Source organism: Streptomyces sp. NPDC005262, assembly GCF_042872425.1.
Taxonomy (GTDB): Bacteria; Actinomycetota; Actinomycetes; order Streptomycetales; family Streptomycetaceae; genus Streptomyces.
Genome location: NZ_JBIAKK010000012.1, coordinates 14,213 through 29,787, shown reverse-complemented (window position 1 = coordinate 29,787; position 15,575 = coordinate 14,213). Strand labels below are relative to the sequence as shown.

Annotated in this window: 16 protein-coding genes; 7 read left to right on the top strand and 9 right to left on the bottom strand. The window is 67.8% G+C overall.

Translation table 11 applies throughout. The annotated features are described in order from the left end of the window. Position 1 precedes the first annotated feature (1 nt). Entirely contained in the window at positions 2-622 is a 621-nt protein-coding gene (locus tag ACFYP5_RS26250; protein ID WP_030924980.1) for a DUF47 domain-containing protein, read from the bottom strand. Between the two features lie 200 nt (positions 623-822). Here ACFYP5_RS26250 and ACFYP5_RS26245 point away from each other — a divergent pair, with 200 nt between their 5' ends. Next, positions 823-1,188, top strand: coding sequence for a metal-sensitive transcriptional regulator (locus ACFYP5_RS26245; protein ID WP_389040509.1), 366 nt, complete (start codon positions 823-825; stop codon positions 1,186-1,188). Positions 1,189-1,258: 70 nt separating this feature from the next. Here the strand turns inward: ACFYP5_RS26245 and ACFYP5_RS26240 are convergent, their stop codons facing one another. Then, positions 1,259-1,459 carry a hypothetical protein gene (locus tag ACFYP5_RS26240; RefSeq protein ID WP_389040506.1) on the bottom strand — a complete coding sequence of 67 codons (201 nt, stop codon included), beginning with the start codon at positions 1,457-1,459 and terminating at the stop codon, positions 1,259-1,261. Between the two features lie 133 nt (positions 1,460-1,592). Further along, positions 1,593-2,513 carry a hypothetical protein gene (locus tag ACFYP5_RS26235; RefSeq protein WP_389040503.1) on the bottom strand — a complete coding sequence of 307 codons (921 nt, stop codon included), beginning with the start codon at positions 2,511-2,513 and terminating at the stop codon, positions 1,593-1,595. A gap of 133 nt (positions 2,514-2,646) precedes the next feature. On the opposite strand from ACFYP5_RS26235, the gene ACFYP5_RS26230 reads away from it, so the two are divergent. Both ACFYP5_RS26230 and ACFYP5_RS26225 read left to right on the top strand, forming a co-directional pair. Further along, positions 2,647-2,841 carry a hypothetical protein gene (locus ACFYP5_RS26230; protein ID WP_389040501.1) on the top strand — a complete coding sequence of 65 codons (195 nt, stop codon included), beginning with the start codon at positions 2,647-2,649 and terminating at the stop codon, positions 2,839-2,841. A gap of 102 nt (positions 2,842-2,943) precedes the next feature. Next, positions 2,944-4,536 (top strand): FAD-binding oxidoreductase, encoded by a 1,593-nt coding sequence (locus ACFYP5_RS26225; RefSeq protein ID WP_389040498.1) that lies wholly within the window; start codon positions 2,944-2,946, stop codon positions 4,534-4,536. 90 nt (positions 4,537-4,626) lie between these two features. Here ACFYP5_RS26225 and ACFYP5_RS26220 read toward each other — a convergent pair whose 3' ends face one another. From ACFYP5_RS26220 to ACFYP5_RS26210, 3 genes are all read right to left on the bottom strand, one after another. Then, positions 4,627-5,355: a phosphatase PAP2 family protein gene (locus ACFYP5_RS26220; RefSeq protein ID WP_389040495.1), complete on the bottom strand. Its 729-nt coding sequence runs from the start codon at positions 5,353-5,355 to the stop codon at positions 4,627-4,629. A 320-nt stretch (positions 5,356-5,675) separates the two neighbouring features. Next, positions 5,676-6,686 carry an NlpC/P60 family protein gene (locus ACFYP5_RS26215; protein WP_389040492.1) on the bottom strand — a complete coding sequence of 337 codons (1,011 nt, stop codon included), beginning with the start codon at positions 6,684-6,686 and terminating at the stop codon, positions 5,676-5,678. Between the two features lie 108 nt (positions 6,687-6,794). Continuing rightward, positions 6,795-7,289, bottom strand: coding sequence for an alpha/beta hydrolase (locus ACFYP5_RS26210; RefSeq protein WP_389040895.1), 495 nt, complete (start codon positions 7,287-7,289; stop codon positions 6,795-6,797). Between the two features lie 430 nt (positions 7,290-7,719). Between ACFYP5_RS26210 and ACFYP5_RS26205 the strand changes: the two genes are divergently transcribed. Beyond that, a complete protein-coding gene (locus ACFYP5_RS26205; protein ID WP_389040489.1) occupies positions 7,720-7,911 on the top strand; it encodes a hypothetical protein in 192 nt (63 codons plus the stop codon). Positions 7,912-8,268: 357 nt separating this feature from the next. On the opposite strand, the gene ACFYP5_RS26200 is transcribed toward ACFYP5_RS26205, so the two are convergent. The 3 genes from ACFYP5_RS26200 to ACFYP5_RS26190 are packed head-to-tail and all read right to left on the bottom strand — an operon-like array spanning position 8,269 to position 10,990. After that, positions 8,269-8,811, bottom strand: a complete 543-nt coding sequence (locus tag ACFYP5_RS26200) for a hypothetical protein (protein ID WP_389040487.1) — start codon at positions 8,809-8,811, stop codon at positions 8,269-8,271. Beyond that, complete coding sequence (locus ACFYP5_RS26195) at positions 8,808-10,598, bottom strand: alpha/beta hydrolase (RefSeq protein WP_389040484.1); 1,791 nt, start codon at positions 10,596-10,598, stop codon at positions 8,808-8,810. Before ACFYP5_RS26195 ends, ACFYP5_RS26200 begins: the two co-directional genes overlap by 4 nt. Then, on the bottom strand, positions 10,595-10,990 hold the full coding sequence (locus ACFYP5_RS26190) for a hypothetical protein (protein ID WP_389040481.1): 396 nt from the start codon (positions 10,988-10,990) through the stop codon (positions 10,595-10,597). The genes ACFYP5_RS26195 and ACFYP5_RS26190 overlap by 4 nt, the downstream gene beginning before the upstream one ends. A gap of 356 nt (positions 10,991-11,346) precedes the next feature. On the opposite strand from ACFYP5_RS26190, the gene ACFYP5_RS26185 reads away from it, so the two are divergent. The 3 genes from ACFYP5_RS26185 to ACFYP5_RS26175 all read left to right on the top strand — a co-directional run bounded on the left by ACFYP5_RS26185 (position 11,347) and on the right by ACFYP5_RS26175 (position 15,473). Beyond that, a complete protein-coding gene (locus ACFYP5_RS26185; protein ID WP_389040478.1) occupies positions 11,347-12,342 on the top strand; it encodes a DUF1259 domain-containing protein in 996 nt (331 codons plus the stop codon). A 250-nt stretch (positions 12,343-12,592) separates the two neighbouring features. After that, a complete protein-coding gene (locus tag ACFYP5_RS26180) occupies positions 12,593-13,798 on the top strand; it encodes a cytochrome P450 (RefSeq protein ID WP_389040475.1) in 1,206 nt (401 codons plus the stop codon). Between the two features lie 610 nt (positions 13,799-14,408). Continuing rightward, entirely contained in the window at positions 14,409-15,473 is a 1,065-nt protein-coding gene (locus tag ACFYP5_RS26175) for a type III polyketide synthase (RefSeq protein ID WP_389040472.1), read from the top strand. Positions 15,474-15,575 lie beyond the last annotated feature (102 nt).

Here is a 15,575-nt window from a genome sequence, read left to right as displayed (position 1 = left end):
TTCAGGACTCCTTGACCGCGATGGTCTCCACCGTGTTGGCGACGTGCTCGAACGCGTCGGCCGCCTCTTCCAGCACATCCACGATCTGCTTGAGCTTCAGCACCTCGATGGCGTCGTACTTACCGTTGAAGAGATGGGCGAGCAGCTTCCGGTGGATCTGGTCGGCCTGGTTCTCCAGACGGTTGACCTCGATCCAGTACTCGGTGAGGTTGTCCATCGTCCGCAGACTCGGCATCGCCTCGGCGGTCAGCTCGGCCGCCCGCGCCAGCACCTCGATCTGCTGCTCGACACCCTTGGGGAGTTCTTCGACCTGGTACAGCACGACCAGGTCGACGGCCTCCTCCATGAAGTCCATGATGTCGTCGAGCGACGAAGCGAGGTTGTAGATGTCCTCGCGGTCGAACGGCGTGATGAAAGAGGAGTTCAGCTGGTGGAAGATCGCGTGGGTGGCATCGTCCCCTGCGTGCTCCGCTGCCCGCATACGCTCCGCGATCTCGACTCGGGAGGCAGAGTCCGCCCCGAGCAGTTCCATCAGGAGTTTCGAGCCCGTGACGATGTTGTCCGCGGATGCGGAGAACATGTCGTAGAAGCTCGTCTCCCTGGGGGTCAGACGAAAGCGCACGTGGGGTCCTCGGATGCTTTGGATTCGGTCAGGCTGATGCTAGGCGCATCATCCGGCCACGGCTAACCGGCGTTCTTCAGTGTCGCGCATCGGACACGGTGATCAGCACGGGCCCCCGGTCACGTTTCAGCTGAATTCGTTAGGATATACCCACCAGGGGTATATAAAGCGGCGGGATAAAGGGAAAACGGGAGGCATCAATGAGCACCACCGAGGCCACAGAGTCCACGGGTCCTGCGGAAGCGATGGACCCCACATCGATCGTCACGGACCACGACCGCGGCATACATGGCTATCACCACCAGAAGGCCGAGCACGTCAAACGGCTGCGCCGGATCGAGGGCCAGATCCGCGGCCTGCAGCGGATGGTCGACGAGGACGTCTACTGCATCGACATACTGACCCAGGTCTCGGCGTCCACGAAGGCCCTCCAGTCGTTCGCGCTCCAGCTCCTGGAGGAGCATCTGCGGCACTGCGTCGCCGACGCGGCGGTCAAGGGCGGCGAGGAGATCGACGCGAAGGTCGAGGAGGCCACGAAGGCGATCGCCCGCCTCCTGCGTACCTGAGGTGACCCCACCTGAGCTGGGCTTCCGTCACCCCTTCCGCAACGCCCTCCCGACCGGCCCTCTTCGTCCGTCACCCCCGGTGGTCGGTCTGCCGGGGGACGGTGGTGCGTTCCGCTCTGGCAGGCACCTTGACGTCGAGCACTTCGTCGATACGGTCGGCACTGAGCCGTTCCTCGATCGCCGTCGACGCCGCGATCATCAGCTCACCGCACAGCTCGATCTCGGCAAGGGCCACATGGTCGTGATCGGTCCGAGCCCTGAGCGTCACCACGTACGTCACCTCTCACTGCCGTCGCCGACTTCCTAGCGTAGGGAGCGGACCGTGCGCCGCGCATGGCACGGACGGACCATTTCGGCCCCGCCGGATGCCTACGCGCCCCGCCCCCACCCGGCCGCCCGCGCCGCTACCGCTGCCCCTGCTGGATCTTCCCGGTGTAGATGTCCCGGTCGTCCGGAAGCTGTACGGCGACCGGCGCCCCGAACCCGGACAGCAGCGTCGTCGACACCACCTGCACCGTCGGGTCGCCGTCGCCCCCGTTGGCGAAACTGAACCGGTGCCGCACCTTCCGCAGCCGCCCCGCCCCGTCCAGGTACACGTCGAAAGGCACCGCGTTCGTGCGGAACCCTCGCGCCGCCGCGGCCAGCGCATCGCGCGATCCCGGCGAGGCGGCCCGCGCCGCCCGCCCGATGTCCGCGACCCCCCGGTAGTGCCGGACCGGCACCCCGGCCAGCTCGCTCCGCCCCACGTACGTCGCCTCGCGCGCCCCGCGGAGCAGCTCGACGGCGGCCATCGGGTCGGTGGCCCCGCCGGTGACCAGATTGCCGTCCTCCAGAGCCGTCGTATCGACCCTGACCCACTTGCTGTCGGGTACTCCCGCGCCGCGGTTCTTCATGTACAACGCGCCGGGGGTGAAGAGCTCGGTGATGGGGCGGTGTTCCTCCTCACCCGCGGCGTCCTTCGGCAGCACGAGCGTGAGCCGGCCGAGCTGCTTGCGGAAGTCGTACGTGCCCCGGCCGGTGATCGTCACCCGTGTCCCGCCGGCCGCGGTCTCCATCGACGTACGCACCTCGGCGCTTCCGGTAACAGCCCGTCCCCCTGGCTGATTTCCGCCCCTCCCGTCGGCCCCGGCGAGCGCCTCGGCCGCCCGGTGGACGATGTCGACGGAATCACCCCCGCCCCGTTCGTCCGCGACGGCCCGGCCGCCGACGACACCGCCGCCTCCGCCACCGGCCGAGCATCCGGCGGCCGCCGCCATCACGCCCACCACGGCAAGGGCGCAGACAGCACGCGCCCCGCCTCCGGACCTGTGCTGCTGCACCACCATCGCCTGCCAACCCCCAACGACGTAACTGCTTGCCCGAGCACCCCGCCCCTTCGCATAACGACCACCCGTGTCCCCCGTCACGCCGTGCCCTCAGCGCTCACCACCGGGGGGCCGTCCCCAGTAACGTGGACGCGTGTATCAGCAGCACACCGACGAGGCCCCGCCGGCCGCTCCCGGCGCAGCGACCGCACCCTCCGCCCACAGGCCGTTCACCATCGAACGCGGCTCGTTCTGCATCGCCCGCTGCAGCTGCGGCTGGAACGGTCCGGCCCGCCGCTCGCGCGATCGCGCCCGCACGGATGCCGAAGAGCACCGCTCCGCTCCCTGATCACCGATCCCCCTCTGGTCGCCGATCACTTCCCCGATCGCCGATCACGTCCCCGGTCGCTGATCACCCTGACCCGCGACGAGGCCATCACCCGGAGGTCCGATGAACCTGCCGAACCGGCGCACCCTGCTCACCGCGGGCGCGGCAACAGCCCTCGCCGGCATCACCGCATGCAACAAGGCCGACTCCAGATCCGGCTCCGACTCCGGCAGCAGCTCTTCCACCACCACGACCCGCACCCCGTCGAAATCACCCGCCTCCGCCACCCCGAAGGGTCCGGCGAACTGGTCCGCCCTGGCCATGAGCCTCGACGGCACGCTCGTACGCCCCGGCGACGCCACCTATCCGACGGCCCGCCAGCTCTACAACACCCGGTTCGACAACCTGAAACCCGCGGCGGTCGCCTACGTCCGGCACGAGGCGGACATCCGCGAGTGCCTGGCCTTCGCCCGCCGCAGCGCCACACCCGTCTCCATCCGCAGCGGCGGCCACTCCTACGCGGGCTGGTCGAGCGGCAACGGCCGCCTGGTCATTGACGTCTCGTCACTCTCCCGCGTCGACCGGGACGGAACCATCGGTGCGGGCGCCAAACTCGCCGACGTCTACTGGGGTCTCACCCCGCACGGCCTGACGATCCCCGGCGGCTCCTGCCCGACGGTCGGCATCTCCGGGCTGACACTCGGCGGCGGCCACGGTGTCGCGTCCCGCGCATATGGCCTGACCTGCGACAGCCTCACCGCGGCCACACTCGTCACGGCTGACGGCAAGACCGTCACCGCCGATGCCAAGCACCATCCGGACCTCTTCTGGGCGCTGCGCGGCGCGGGCAACGGCAACTTCGGTGTGGTCACCGAGCTGAAGTTCCGCACCCGCCCGGCCCCGCAGACCGTGATGGCGTACATGTCGTGGCCCTGGTCACGCGCCCAGGCCGTGATCACGGCCTGGCAGGCATGGGGCCCGGACCAGCCGGACGAGATCTGGTCATCCGCGCATCTCGCGGCCGGCCCGGGCGGCGGCCACCCGACGGTGTCGATCGCCGCCTTCAGCCTCGGCACCTACGGCGACCTGCAGAACGCCGTCGACCGGCTCGCCGACCGGATCGGCGCATCGGCCACCTCGGTCTCGCTGCGCCGCCGCAGCTACCAGGAATCGATGCTCGTGTACGCGGGCTGCTCGACCACCACCGAGGCCCAGTGCCATCTGCCGGGCAGGACCCCCGGCCGCACCCCGCAGGGCACACTCCAGCGCGAGACGTACGCCGCCGCGTCCGACTTCTTCGACCACTCCCTGCCCCCGGCAGGCGTTCGCGCCCTGCTCCACCGGGCCGAGGCGTTCACCCGGATCGGCGTGAGCCGCAGCGGTGGCGGCGGATCGATCGCCCTGACGGCGCTCGGCGGGGCGATCAACCGGGTCGCCCCGGCCTCGACGGCCTTCGTCCACCGCCGCTCCCGGATGCTCGCCCAGTACATCGGCTCCTGGCGTCCCGGGACGTCGGGAACCGCCCAGCAGAACTGGCTGAAAAGCACACACGCGGCGCTGCACCCCTACGCGTCCGGAGCGGCGTACCAGAACTACACCGACCCGACACTGCGCGACTGGCGGCAGGCGTACTACGGCACGGCGACCGGCCGTCTGACCCGCCTGAAGAAGCAGTACGACCCCGGGCGGCTGTTCACGTTCCCGCAGGCGCTGTGACATGGGGCGGCGGGCCACGGAACGGATCCTGGCCCGCCGCCGAACGTCCGCATCGACACCTGCGCCGATGCACACGCCCACATCTGCCGCCTACGCGGCCAGATCCTTCTCGCCGACGCCGCCGCCCGATCCCGGGCGCGGCTCGGGGATCCCGAGCGCCCCGCCACGGCCGTCGGCCGTGGCCGGCACCGGCCGGCGCGACCGCACCAGCCGACCGACCCGTTCCGAGCGGGAGACGGCCGTCACCACCGGGGTCAGCAGCGCCATGGCGAGCGGCGCGAGCAGCAGTGCGGTAGCCGTGCCGAGCGCGAATCCGCCGATGACGTCGGTGGGGTAGTGGACCCCCATGTAGATCCGGCAGAACCCTTCCAACAGTGCGAGGGCGATCGCGGCGAAGCCGAACTTACGGTTGGCCACGAACAGCCCGACGGCCAGAGCCATCGCCATGGTCGCGTGGTCGCTCACGAAGGAGAAGTCGTCCTTCCCCGACACGAGGACGTCGAGCCCCTGGTGGTCGCGGAACGGACGCGGCCGCTCCACGAAGCCCCGGATCGGGATGTTGACGAGCAGTGCGATACCGGCGGCGAGCGGCGCCCAGACGATCCCGGTGACAGCCGTCACCGAGTCCTCGGCCGTGCCGCGCCGGCGGACGCTCCACCAGCACCACACGACCACCAGGACCATGCCGAGCATGATCCCGTACTCACCGACGAACTCCATGACCCGGTCGAACCAGGTCGGAGCGGACTTCGCGAGCCCGTTGATGTCGTAGAGCAGGCTGACGTCGGGGTTCGACCCATCCAGTGCGAGTCCAGCCATCTGCTGCGGCCCCTTGCCTTGTCTGCTGCCGCGGTGCACGCCCGTGTGCACCGCTTATGACGAACCCCCGTGTTCGGTTCGACCACTGCTTCGACCGCCGCTTCGATCCCTGTGGCGATCGCTACTGCGTGATGCGGGTGGCTGTGCCGGGAAGTGCCACATGGTCAGTGCGCATGCTGTCCCAGTCCAGGGAACGACACGCTCCGGGCGTACGTTCCGCTCTCCACCGAATGATCACCATGACGTTATCGAAGAGTGACTCATCGTCGCAGCTCAGGGCCCAGGCTTCACGGAGAGTTCCAGCCATGGCCGACCCTGCGTCATACCGTCGGCAGGGCCGTCGGAAGAGCCGCGGCCCCGTCCTTCGTGACGCGGGTCGCACCGAAGTAATCGGGCGTGTCGATCTTGTCGAACCGGATCACGGCCCCGGTGTACGGCGCATTGATCATGTATCCGCCGCCGACGTACAGCCCGACGTGGTGGATCGCCCGGGAGTTGGTCAGGTCGTCCGAGAAGAACACCAGGTCACCGGGGAGCAGCTCGTCCCGTGACGGGTGCGGCCCGGCGTTGTACTGATCGTTCGCCACGCGCGGCAGCTCGATGTCGACGGTCCGGTACGCGGCCTGCGTCAGCCCGGAACAATCGAACCGGCCGCCCTGCTCCGCCGTGCCGTTCCCGCCCCACAGGTACTTCGTGCCGAGCTTCTTCTGCGCGAAGTAGATGGCCCCGGCCGCCTGCCGCGACGGCTCGACCCGCCCGACCGGCCGGGCGAAGCTCTTCTCGAGGGACCGGATGATCTTGACGTAGTTCTGTGTCTCGGAGATCTGCGGTACGCCGCCCGCCCTGATCACCCGGTACGCACCGGCGTTGTAGGCGGCGAGCATGTTGTCGGTCTGGTCCCCCGGCACCTTCTTCACATACCCGGCGAGTTCGCAGTCGTAGCTGGCGGCCGACGGGATCGCGTCGGCCGGATCCCATACGTCCCGGTCCCCGTCGTTGTCCCCGTCTATCCCGTGACCGGCCCAGGTCCCGGGGATGAACTGCGCGATGCCCTGCGCCGCGGCCGGACTCCGGGCCCTGGGGTTCCACCCGCTCTCCTGGTAGAGCTGGGCTGCCAGCAGAGCGGGGTTGATGGCCGGGCAGAGGTTGCCCCACTTCTGGACGAGCGGCTGGAACTTCGCCGGCACCGCCCCCTTGGCCAGGCCGACGGCCCCGTTGCTGCCGGCGCTGCCGAGGCCGGCGGCGGCGGAGTACGTACCGACGACGAGCAGCGCCATGAAGCACATGGCCAACCCGATGCCGATCCCACCGACCACCCAGAATTTACGCACCCCACAACCATCCCCCATCGGGGCGGGGTTCAAGGGCAGTTTCGCGGGTGTGTGCGAGTTGTCCGGATCACCACGGTCACATGTGCCGCCGGTATCACTGACCAGCCATCAGGACGCCCCGGCGGACCAGTAGTCGGAGCGGACGTCAGGACGGGGCAGCGGGTAGACACCTTCGTACGACGGGCCGTTCGGCTCGGAGGACTGGGAGTGCGCCCCCGCGCTCAGGCCGTGGCTGCTGATCACCGGTGGTCCATCGGCCACGGGGAAACGCCTGGCCCCGAATGCCTTGCTCGCCGGGTCCTTGCCGAACCACAGATCGTCGTCCCCCGGGTCGGCCAGATCCCCGGCGAGGTACGCCCCGGCAGGACCTGCCAGCACCAACCCCACGGCACCCACGGCCGACTGCAGCTTGGACGGAAGTTTGGTCACCGGGTCGTTCGCCACGGCTCCGACGAAGACATGGCCGACGCCCACCCCGAGGTCCACTGCATGGTCGACACCCACACCGGGGCTGCCGACCAGGATGATGTCGTCGACGCCCGGAATCCCACCGAGCCGCTGCGTCGCAGCGCCCACGGTCCGCGACCCGTAGGAATGTCCGATGGCCGTCAGGTGGGGATCCTTGTTCTGATTGGTGGCTAGGACCCCGACCCGCCGGAATCCGACCCGCCCGAGTCCGACCCGCCGGATACTGCGGAACCGCCCGCGCCCGTACCACCGGAGCCCGTTCCACCACCGCTCGATGTCCCGCCATCCGCACCGGCGCCATGGCCGGCCACCACGTTCCCGTCCGTTGCCGGGCAGGCGCTCCCGGTGAGTTGGCAGATCGCACTCCGGATCTCGCCGTCAGCTGACCACCGACCTCCGTCGCCATGAGCGCACCGACCAGAGCGACGACCACCAGGACCGTTCCCAGGTGCTCCGTCGCGCTCTGGCCACGGTCCCGGCGTGACGTGATCAACCGCAAAAGGACGAACGGCGTCTGCAGGCCACGTTGTTCGACACCGAGTTCGAACCACGCGCGTAGACTTCGATGAAAAAGAAGAACGGTGACGACGATCGGCATCACCAGTTGAGGCACACCTTGACCGCCGTCACCGTCTCCGCTCAGCGATGCCAGCGCGCCAACGGCAAGCCAGACATGCACGGCAAGCAGACCGCGCCAGATCCAGACGCCACCGGTCCGCACGTACAGCGACAGTACGAATCCGGCGGCGCCCGGTAACGCCGCGTACAACAGCATCCCCAGCAACCGGCCGTCCACCGCGTCGACCGAGGACGCCACCGTCAGCACGTCGATCGAGCCCACGACGGTGACCACGAAGAGCACACGGACCAGGATCAGCACCGCTTGCAGAACTCTCGGCGGCGGCCGCCTGCCCGGACGGGCAATCACAGCATCAGCATCCGCACCTGCACCACTCGGAACCGCTAACCCTTGTAATCCAGACACGGCAAGTCCCCTACCTTGTGAGTGGGTGCGGTGATCAGCGGCCGGTCCGCCACTGCACGTATGCGACCACACAGGCACCCGGCGGGGCATGGGCCCCAGGACCCAAGATGAGTCTCAAATTCCGCAACGTCAGGACGCGCCGGCCGACCAGAAGTCGGAGCGGACGTTGGGACGGGGCAGGGGATAAACATTCTCGTAGGCGGGCCCGTTGGGCGGGGTGGTGGACTCGGCTACCTCTGACTCCTTTACACAGGGGCTGTCAACTTCGAAGAAGGCTTGACCTTTGCCGCCGATGCTAAGGGTGACGCCGAAGCCGTCTTTCGTCTGCGCAAAGATCGCTGGAACGTCAACATCATTATTGATCGCCTTGATTCGATAGCCGCCCTTACGCCAAAAGCGATCTACAACTCCCAAGAAGCTGCCTCGGCGCTCCGCGGATACAATGGTCATTACGGTGCGCCTTCGAGTCACATCACAGCTGCCCGTAGTGGTCGGGCCATGCGTCCACTGAACCTCCGGTTGGATTTCATTCAATACAGCATCAAGAATGGCATCGGCGCGGTCAGCCGCTTCTTGCATGTTCATATCTGTCCTCTTCCCGTCGCTCACACATCCAGAGAGCGACGCACAAAGCAGTAACGCCGTCACGGTGGCCAGGGAACGGCGACTCATCGGTACTCCTCCATCTTGATTTTGTGAGAGCGTCCTGCAGCAACCAAAGCGATACTTTTGGCCGATACCGCATCCCTTTCTGGATCAAAGTACTGAGAGTGCGCATCGATTGAAATACCATTGTCGCTGACCAGTCGCGGACCGTCGCCCACCGGAAATCTCCTCGCGCCAAATTCCCGACTAGCCGGGTCCTTGCCAAACCAGAGATCATCATCTCCCTGGTCGGCGAGATCTCCAGCGAAATAGGCACCGGATGGCCCCCCAGCGATCAACCCCACCGCACCGACAACAGCTTCCCGTTTAGAAGGAAGCTTGGTCACCACGTCGTTCTCGGCCGCACCGACGAAGACGTGCTCTTTCCCGACCCCGAGATCCTCAGCGTTGTCCACACCAACACCGGGACTGCCGACGAGGACGATGTCATCCACCCCGGGAATCCCGTCACCTTGCTGAGTGGCAGCCCCGACGGTGCGCGAGCCATAGGAGTGACCAATGGCCGTCAGGTGCGGGTTTTCGTTGTCATTCGTAGCCACGAGCCCATCCATGAAACCGTTGAATGCCAGACCGCCCCTTTCCGCCCTGTCTTCACCCATTACCGCTAGACTTCTCAATCCGTCCGATGACTGCGGTGCGTCATATCCAAGCCATACGATCGCCGCACTGGAAGCATCATGCTCAATGGTGCCGATCGCCGTGTCACGAGCCCGCTTAAGGTCCCCCTTCGCGAACTCCTCATCCAGAGACGTATTCAGTCCCGGCACATACGCCGACACATTCCTCGAAGTATCCGGATTCCCGTACGAGACGATCGCCCGCCCATTCCCCTCATCCCCGATCCCCAGCAAGTACATCGGCGGCTTCCGGGCATCGTGCAGTTGCCGGTCAATCTCCCGCAGCCCCGCCAACTGCGTCTCCGCCCGCTCGTCGTCCCGCCCCTCCAGCTTCCCGATCAGCAGCTGAAGGTTGTCCCGGTTGGCCGCATCCCGCACGACCGCCGGGATCCCGTCCAGGTTGCCGATCCGGTCCGGGTACACCGCGAGGTACTCCTCCCGCTGTTCCTGCGTCAGACCGGCCCACCACGCCTTCCGTTCGGCCGGGCTCGCATCGTGCGGGATGGCGTCTTTCAAGTACCCGCGTGCCGCCCCCCGTACGGCTGCCGCGTCCGTCGCCGCGTCCGTCCAGGTGGCGTCGGGGACCTTCAGGCCCTCCTCGGCCTTCAACTTCCGCAGGATCCGCGTGTACCGCCAGTCGATCTCCGTGGCCGTCCGTACGGCCTTCTCCACCCGGTCCGCGATCTCCTGCGCTTTCGCCGCAAGCGGGTTGGGCGCGACGAGCCCCGACGGCGGCAGCAGTCCCGGTAGCCCGCGTCCGCTCGCCGTCCCGCCCGGCAGCGGCTTTCCGTCGATCAGGCCTTCGCCGGCCTCCGGGTACGTCACCGACCCGTCCGCGTGCACCGTGAACTTCAGGGCGTCCGCATCGCCCAACGCCTCTTGCAGCTTCCGTTGTTGGGTCCGTATCTCGTGAGCGAGGCTGTTGAGCGCGGTACGGAGCAGGCCGCACTCCGTGTACACGTACTGGAAGTTCCGGCTCAGCTGCCGCAGCCGCGCCACCGCCGCATCGGCCGCCTCGCCCTGCTGCGTACCGCGCAAGCCGTTCATCAGCTGCTTGTCGATGCTGTCCCGGCCCGCGTCGGCCCGGTTGCTCGCCCGGCCCCACCCGTCGGCGGCGCCCTCCAGCTCGGCGCACTTCAGGTCGCGCAACTGCGACCAAGTGAGCGTCGAAGTCACTGCCCACCGCCGCGCGCCGCCACCGGTGCGAAGGACTGCCTCACGGCCTCGTTCGTCTCGGCCTGGGCGCGTGCGACGTCCCGCAGATTCCTGGCGAGGCTCCGGCACTCGCCGCGCGCGGCTTCGATCCGCCGCTGCCACGACTCCCGTACGGCGCCCAGTTCGGTCAGCGCCTCCAGCCCGGCGGTCCCCGCCACTACGCCCTCGTGCGCGGTCTGCAGCTCGGACTTCACCGGACCCAGCTGCGTGTGCAGCGCCTCCGCTCCCCCGGCAGCCCGCATCCAGGGTCCATCGCTGTGCTTCAGCTCGTCCCCGCCACCACCACCTCCCGCTGCTCCGCCCAGATCATGCAGCCTCTGCCTCTGCCCGCCCACCACGGCCACGCCGCTCACCCCGCTCCTTGATCGTGGAGCGGCACTGTGCCAAATCCCGCGCGCCCGACACGCCGACCGCAGCAGCACTCGGGACAGGCTTACGGCCCTGAATTCCAAGGCCCTACGCCTGCCTCGCCCTCAGCGGGATTCACCCGAATGGTGGGCCGTCGAACCCCTGGTCAACGATCCGGACGCGGACCTCTATCGAGCCGGTCGGCCCTCGCGACAAGCGATCAAGTTCGATGCACCGCGCAAGGCGCCGCTCAAGGCACTGCTCGATGATGGATCGAAAAGACACGTCTGGCCGATATAGGCCCAGTCATCGCCAATAAAACACATTTCACATGGTTCCATCTCGCCATGGAGGAGATCAGATGATGACTGGAGACAAACAGGCCGCCCCGACGCGGCGGCGCCTGCTGGCCGCTGCCGCACTGGCACCGGTGCTGGTCGGGGCAGGGACGGCTGCCGCTCGCTCGATGCCCGACCCGGCGACCGGGTCCCGGCCTCACATGCGGGTCAAGCCGGTGATCACCACCGAGGCGGACTGGGCAGCCGTAGCGAAAGTGCTGGGGCGCAGCGGCAACCTGCTGCGAGGGACGACGTACCACACCCCCTTCCCCCGCGACGATCTTCGCGTCGTCGTCGAGGGCGACATCGTCATCACACCGGCGCTCGCACTGGGTGCACACGTGGCCTTCGTCCGCTACGCCGACGGCAGCACGATGTGCATGGGCGATGTGGCAGTCACCGAAAGTGAACTGCAGCAGGTGATCGACGCCTGGCAGGCGAACGGAATCTCGCAGACCGCGCTCCACAAGCATCTGCCCGCCCACAGCCCCGACATCTGGTGGGTCCACGTCCACGGACACGGCCATGACGAGCTGGCGCTGGCGCACGGCCTGCGCGCGGGATTCGACCGCACCGGCATTCAGCCGGCTGGACCGTCCGGCCCGCCGAGCACCGTCAAGCTGGACATTGCCGGGATCGAAGCTGCGCTGGGCGCCAAGGGTTCCAGCGACGGCGTGGTCTACAAGGCCGTCTTCGCCCGCTGCGAGACGATCTGCGACGGCCATCTGGTACTGCCCTCCGGTCTGGGCGCGACCAGCGCGTTCATTTTCCAGCCGCTGGGAGACGGCAGGGCAGCGCTCAGCGGCGACTGCGTCATGCTCGCCGAGGAGGTCCAGGACGTACTGGGAGCCTTGCGGGGGGGCGGGATCCAGCTCGTCGAGCTGCACAACCACCACTTGACGGAGAGCCCCCGCCTGTTCTTCACCCACTTCTGGGCCGTGGGCGACGCCGTCGAGCTCGCCAACGGGCTGCGCCCCGCAGTGGATGCCACCAACGTGGTGCCGACCAGCGGCGTATGACGAGCAGACGTCGGATCGCCACCCCCACGGCATCCCCGCACTGCCGGTGACGGTTCCTCGCTGTCGGCTGCCCCGCCCCCACCGGCCCCGCAGGACGTCATCGGGGCGGGCCGCGACCCCTTCATGTGGACCAATCGCCCCACAGTGGTGCGTGCCCCGGCGGTCGGCGGGGTACCCAAGACATGCCTATGCCCTAGTTCATCCCGATAGGTGCTGCATCACCCCTCAGAACCCATATCTGGAGCTCCGTATGGAACCAGTCACCACCCCGCGGAACTGCCCGTTCGACTATGCCGAGGCCCTCGAATTCGACCCGCTGCTCAGGCAGCTGCAGTCCGAAGAACCCGTTGCCCGCATCCGGCTGCCCCACGGCGACGGAGAGGCATGGCTCGTCACCGGCTACGACGACGTGCGCACGGTGACCACCGACCGGCGATTCAGCCGCAGCGCCATCATCGGCAAGAACTTCCCGCGCATGACTCCTGAGCCCATCGTTCAGGACGAGGCGATCAACGTGATGGACCCACCGGCCAGCAGCCGCCTGCGCAGCCTGATCTCCAAGGGTTTCGCACCGCGCCACATGGAGCGCATGCAGGTCCGCACCCAGCATGTCGTGGACGAGCTGCTGGACCGGATGGAGGAGCACGGCTCGCCCGCCGACCTCTTCGAGCACCTGGCCGCCCCGCTGCCCCTGACCACCATCTGCGAGGTCCTCGACATTCCCGAGGACGACCGCTCGCAACTGCGTGCTCACGCACGGACGATGATGGACACCACCATCGAGAACCGGGACGACGCGGTACAGGCCAAGGCCGACCTCCGTGCCTACTTCAAGACGTTGACGGCGGACCGGCGCGAGAACCCGGGCGACGACCTGATCAGTGCGCTGGCCACGGCCCGCGACGGGGACGAGCTCCTCAACGACCAGGAACTGACCGTCATGGCCATGGTCCTGCTCATCACGGGCCAGGACACCACCACGTACCAGATCGGGAACATCGCCTACACCCTGCTCACCCGGCCCAAGGAGCTCGCCATGCTGCGCGAGCGTCCCGAGATGCTCCCGCAGGCCATCGAGGAGCTGTTGCGGTTCATCCCCTTCCGCAAGGGTGTCGGCATCCCCCGCGTCGCTCTGGAGGACGCGGAGCTGAGCGGGGTGAAGATCCGGGCGGGAGACATCGTGCACGTCTCCTACCTGACGGCCAACCGCGACGGCCGGAAGTTCGACCGGCCCGACGAGCTGGACCTGGAACGCAACGGTCCGTCCCACATGACCTTCGGCTGGGGTGGCCATCACTGTCTCGGCGCCCCGCTCGCCGCCACGGAACTCCAAGTCGCACTCGGAACCCTCCTGGAACGTTTCCCGGACCTCAGGCTGGCGAAGCCGGCGGAAGAAGTGCGTTGGAACAAGACGTCGATCTGGCGCTATCCGCTCGCACTTCCCGTCACCTGGTGACGTCGGTACTCCAGCAAGGCACCGACCCCTGCCGTCCGGCAACGAGGGCGGCGCCGATCAGGTGAAGCACCACCGCAACGGCACGCGGACACCGGCGGGGCCCGCCGGTGTGGTGCCACGCCTCGCACGCTGCGGTGCGCCCCGGCCCTCCCGGGACCCGTCGCCGACGGTGGGCAAAACGGGTCGGGGGCGGCCGGAAGACACCGCCCCCGGGCCCCGCTCGCCGCGACCGGGGAAAGGGCTGTCATCGACCCCGGAAGGGGCCGTGACCGGCCCGGTGTCACCCCCAGAGGGCGGCGGACCCCGGAACGATCAGGGCTGTCCCGACAGCGCGTTCTGCCCGAAATGCGACGCCCATCTGCCTGCCGTAGCGTGATGCGAGGGCCAGCCAAGGTGTGGCGAAAAACCCTCTGTCCAGAGAACTTGGTCTTTCGTCGGTCGGCCCGTCCGCGCCCACTCCAGGGACATCGAATCGCGGCACCGCAACGACCAACGACCCGCTTCGCGCAATCCCGCGCGTACCGCGCCGCAGTGGCGGCCGTCCGCAGGCGGATGTCCCGGACTGTTCAGGGCTCGGCCGTGTGGACCACCGTCCGCTAGGAGGAGATCCATGGCGGTACTCTGCAAGCCGGCAATTGCAGTTCCCGAGTACGTCATCACCAAGGACGAAACACTCGAACTGGCACAACGGTTGCACGGCGACCATCCGCAGCTCAATCTCGTCCTCCGTCTGATCGAGAACACCGGTGTACAGAAACGGCACCTGATCCAGCCGATCGAAAAGGTGCTGGAGCACCCGGGGTTCGACGCCCGCAGCATCGTCTACGAGGCACAGACCAAGGACCGGGTGCCGACTGTCGTCCGCCAGGCACTCGACCAGGCGGAACTCGAGCCGTCACAGATCGACTTGATCATCTACGTCTCCTGCACGGGCTTCATGATGCCTCCGCCGACTGCCTGGCTCATCGGCAAGATGGGCTTCCGGCCGGAGACACGACAGATGCCGATCGCTCAACTCGGCTGCGCCGCAGGCGGTGCGGCCGTCAACCGGGCCCATGACTTCTGCACGGCCTACCCCGACGCCAATGTCCTCATCGTCGCCTGCGAGTTCTGCTCGCTGTGCTATCAACCCACCGACCTGGGTGTCGGATCCCTGCTGTCCAACGGCCTGTTCGGCGACGGAATCGCCGCGGCGGTGGTACGGGGTCACGGCGGCACCGGGATCCGCCTGGAACGCAACGGCTCCTACATCATTCCGGACACCGAGGACTGGATCTCCTACGCCGTCCGGTCCACGGGCTTCCATTTCCAGCTCGACAAACGCGTGCCCGGGACCATGGAGCCACTAGCCCCGGCTCTCAAGGCCGTCGCGGAGCAGCACCAGTGGAACGCCAGCAAGCTGGACTTCTACATCATCCACGCGGGCGGCCCGCGCATCCTGGACGACCTGAGCCTGTTCCTCGACGTGCCGCCCGAGGCGTTCCGCTTCAGCCGGGCGACACTCACCGAGTACGGCAACATAGCCAGCGCGGTGGTACTCGACGCCCTGGCCCGCATGTTCGACGAGGCATCAACCCTCCACGGCCAGCGCGGCATCATGGCCGGTTTCGGACCAGGCATCACCGCCGAGATCTCCCTGGGCACCTGGACCTCGGAACCCGAGGCGGAAAACTGAGCCGCACAACAGCATGGTGTGGACGCCCGGCGACCCGACCCGGAAGCTGCGAACACACCACCCCGACCCCCGGTCCTCAGGCGCCTTGCGCAGCTTGAGGAC

Coding starts and splice junctions, on each gene's coding strand:
- ACFYP5_RS26205 (WP_389040489.1), top strand. CDS start 7,720: ATGAAAAAGAAGAACGGTGACGACGATCGGCATCACCAGTTGAGGCAC.
- ACFYP5_RS26225 (WP_389040498.1), top strand. CDS start 2,944: ATGAACCTGCCGAACCGGCGCACCCTGCTCACCGCGGGCGCGGCAACA.
- ACFYP5_RS26235 (WP_389040503.1), bottom strand. CDS start 2,513: ATGGTGGTGCAGCAGCACAGGTCCGGAGGCGGGGCGCGTGCTGTCTGC.
- ACFYP5_RS26175 (WP_389040472.1), top strand. CDS start 14,409: ATGGCGGTACTCTGCAAGCCGGCAATTGCAGTTCCCGAGTACGTCATC.
- ACFYP5_RS26220 (WP_389040495.1), bottom strand. CDS start 5,355: ATGGCTGGACTCGCACTGGATGGGTCGAACCCCGACGTCAGCCTGCTC.
- ACFYP5_RS26200 (WP_389040487.1), bottom strand. CDS start 8,811: ATGAGTCGCCGTTCCCTGGCCACCGTGACGGCGTTACTGCTTTGTGCG.
- ACFYP5_RS26185 (WP_389040478.1), top strand. CDS start 11,347: ATGATGACTGGAGACAAACAGGCCGCCCCGACGCGGCGGCGCCTGCTG.
- ACFYP5_RS26180 (WP_389040475.1), top strand. CDS start 12,593: ATGGAACCAGTCACCACCCCGCGGAACTGCCCGTTCGACTATGCCGAG.
- ACFYP5_RS26245 (WP_389040509.1), top strand. CDS start 823: ATGAGCACCACCGAGGCCACAGAGTCCACGGGTCCTGCGGAAGCGATG.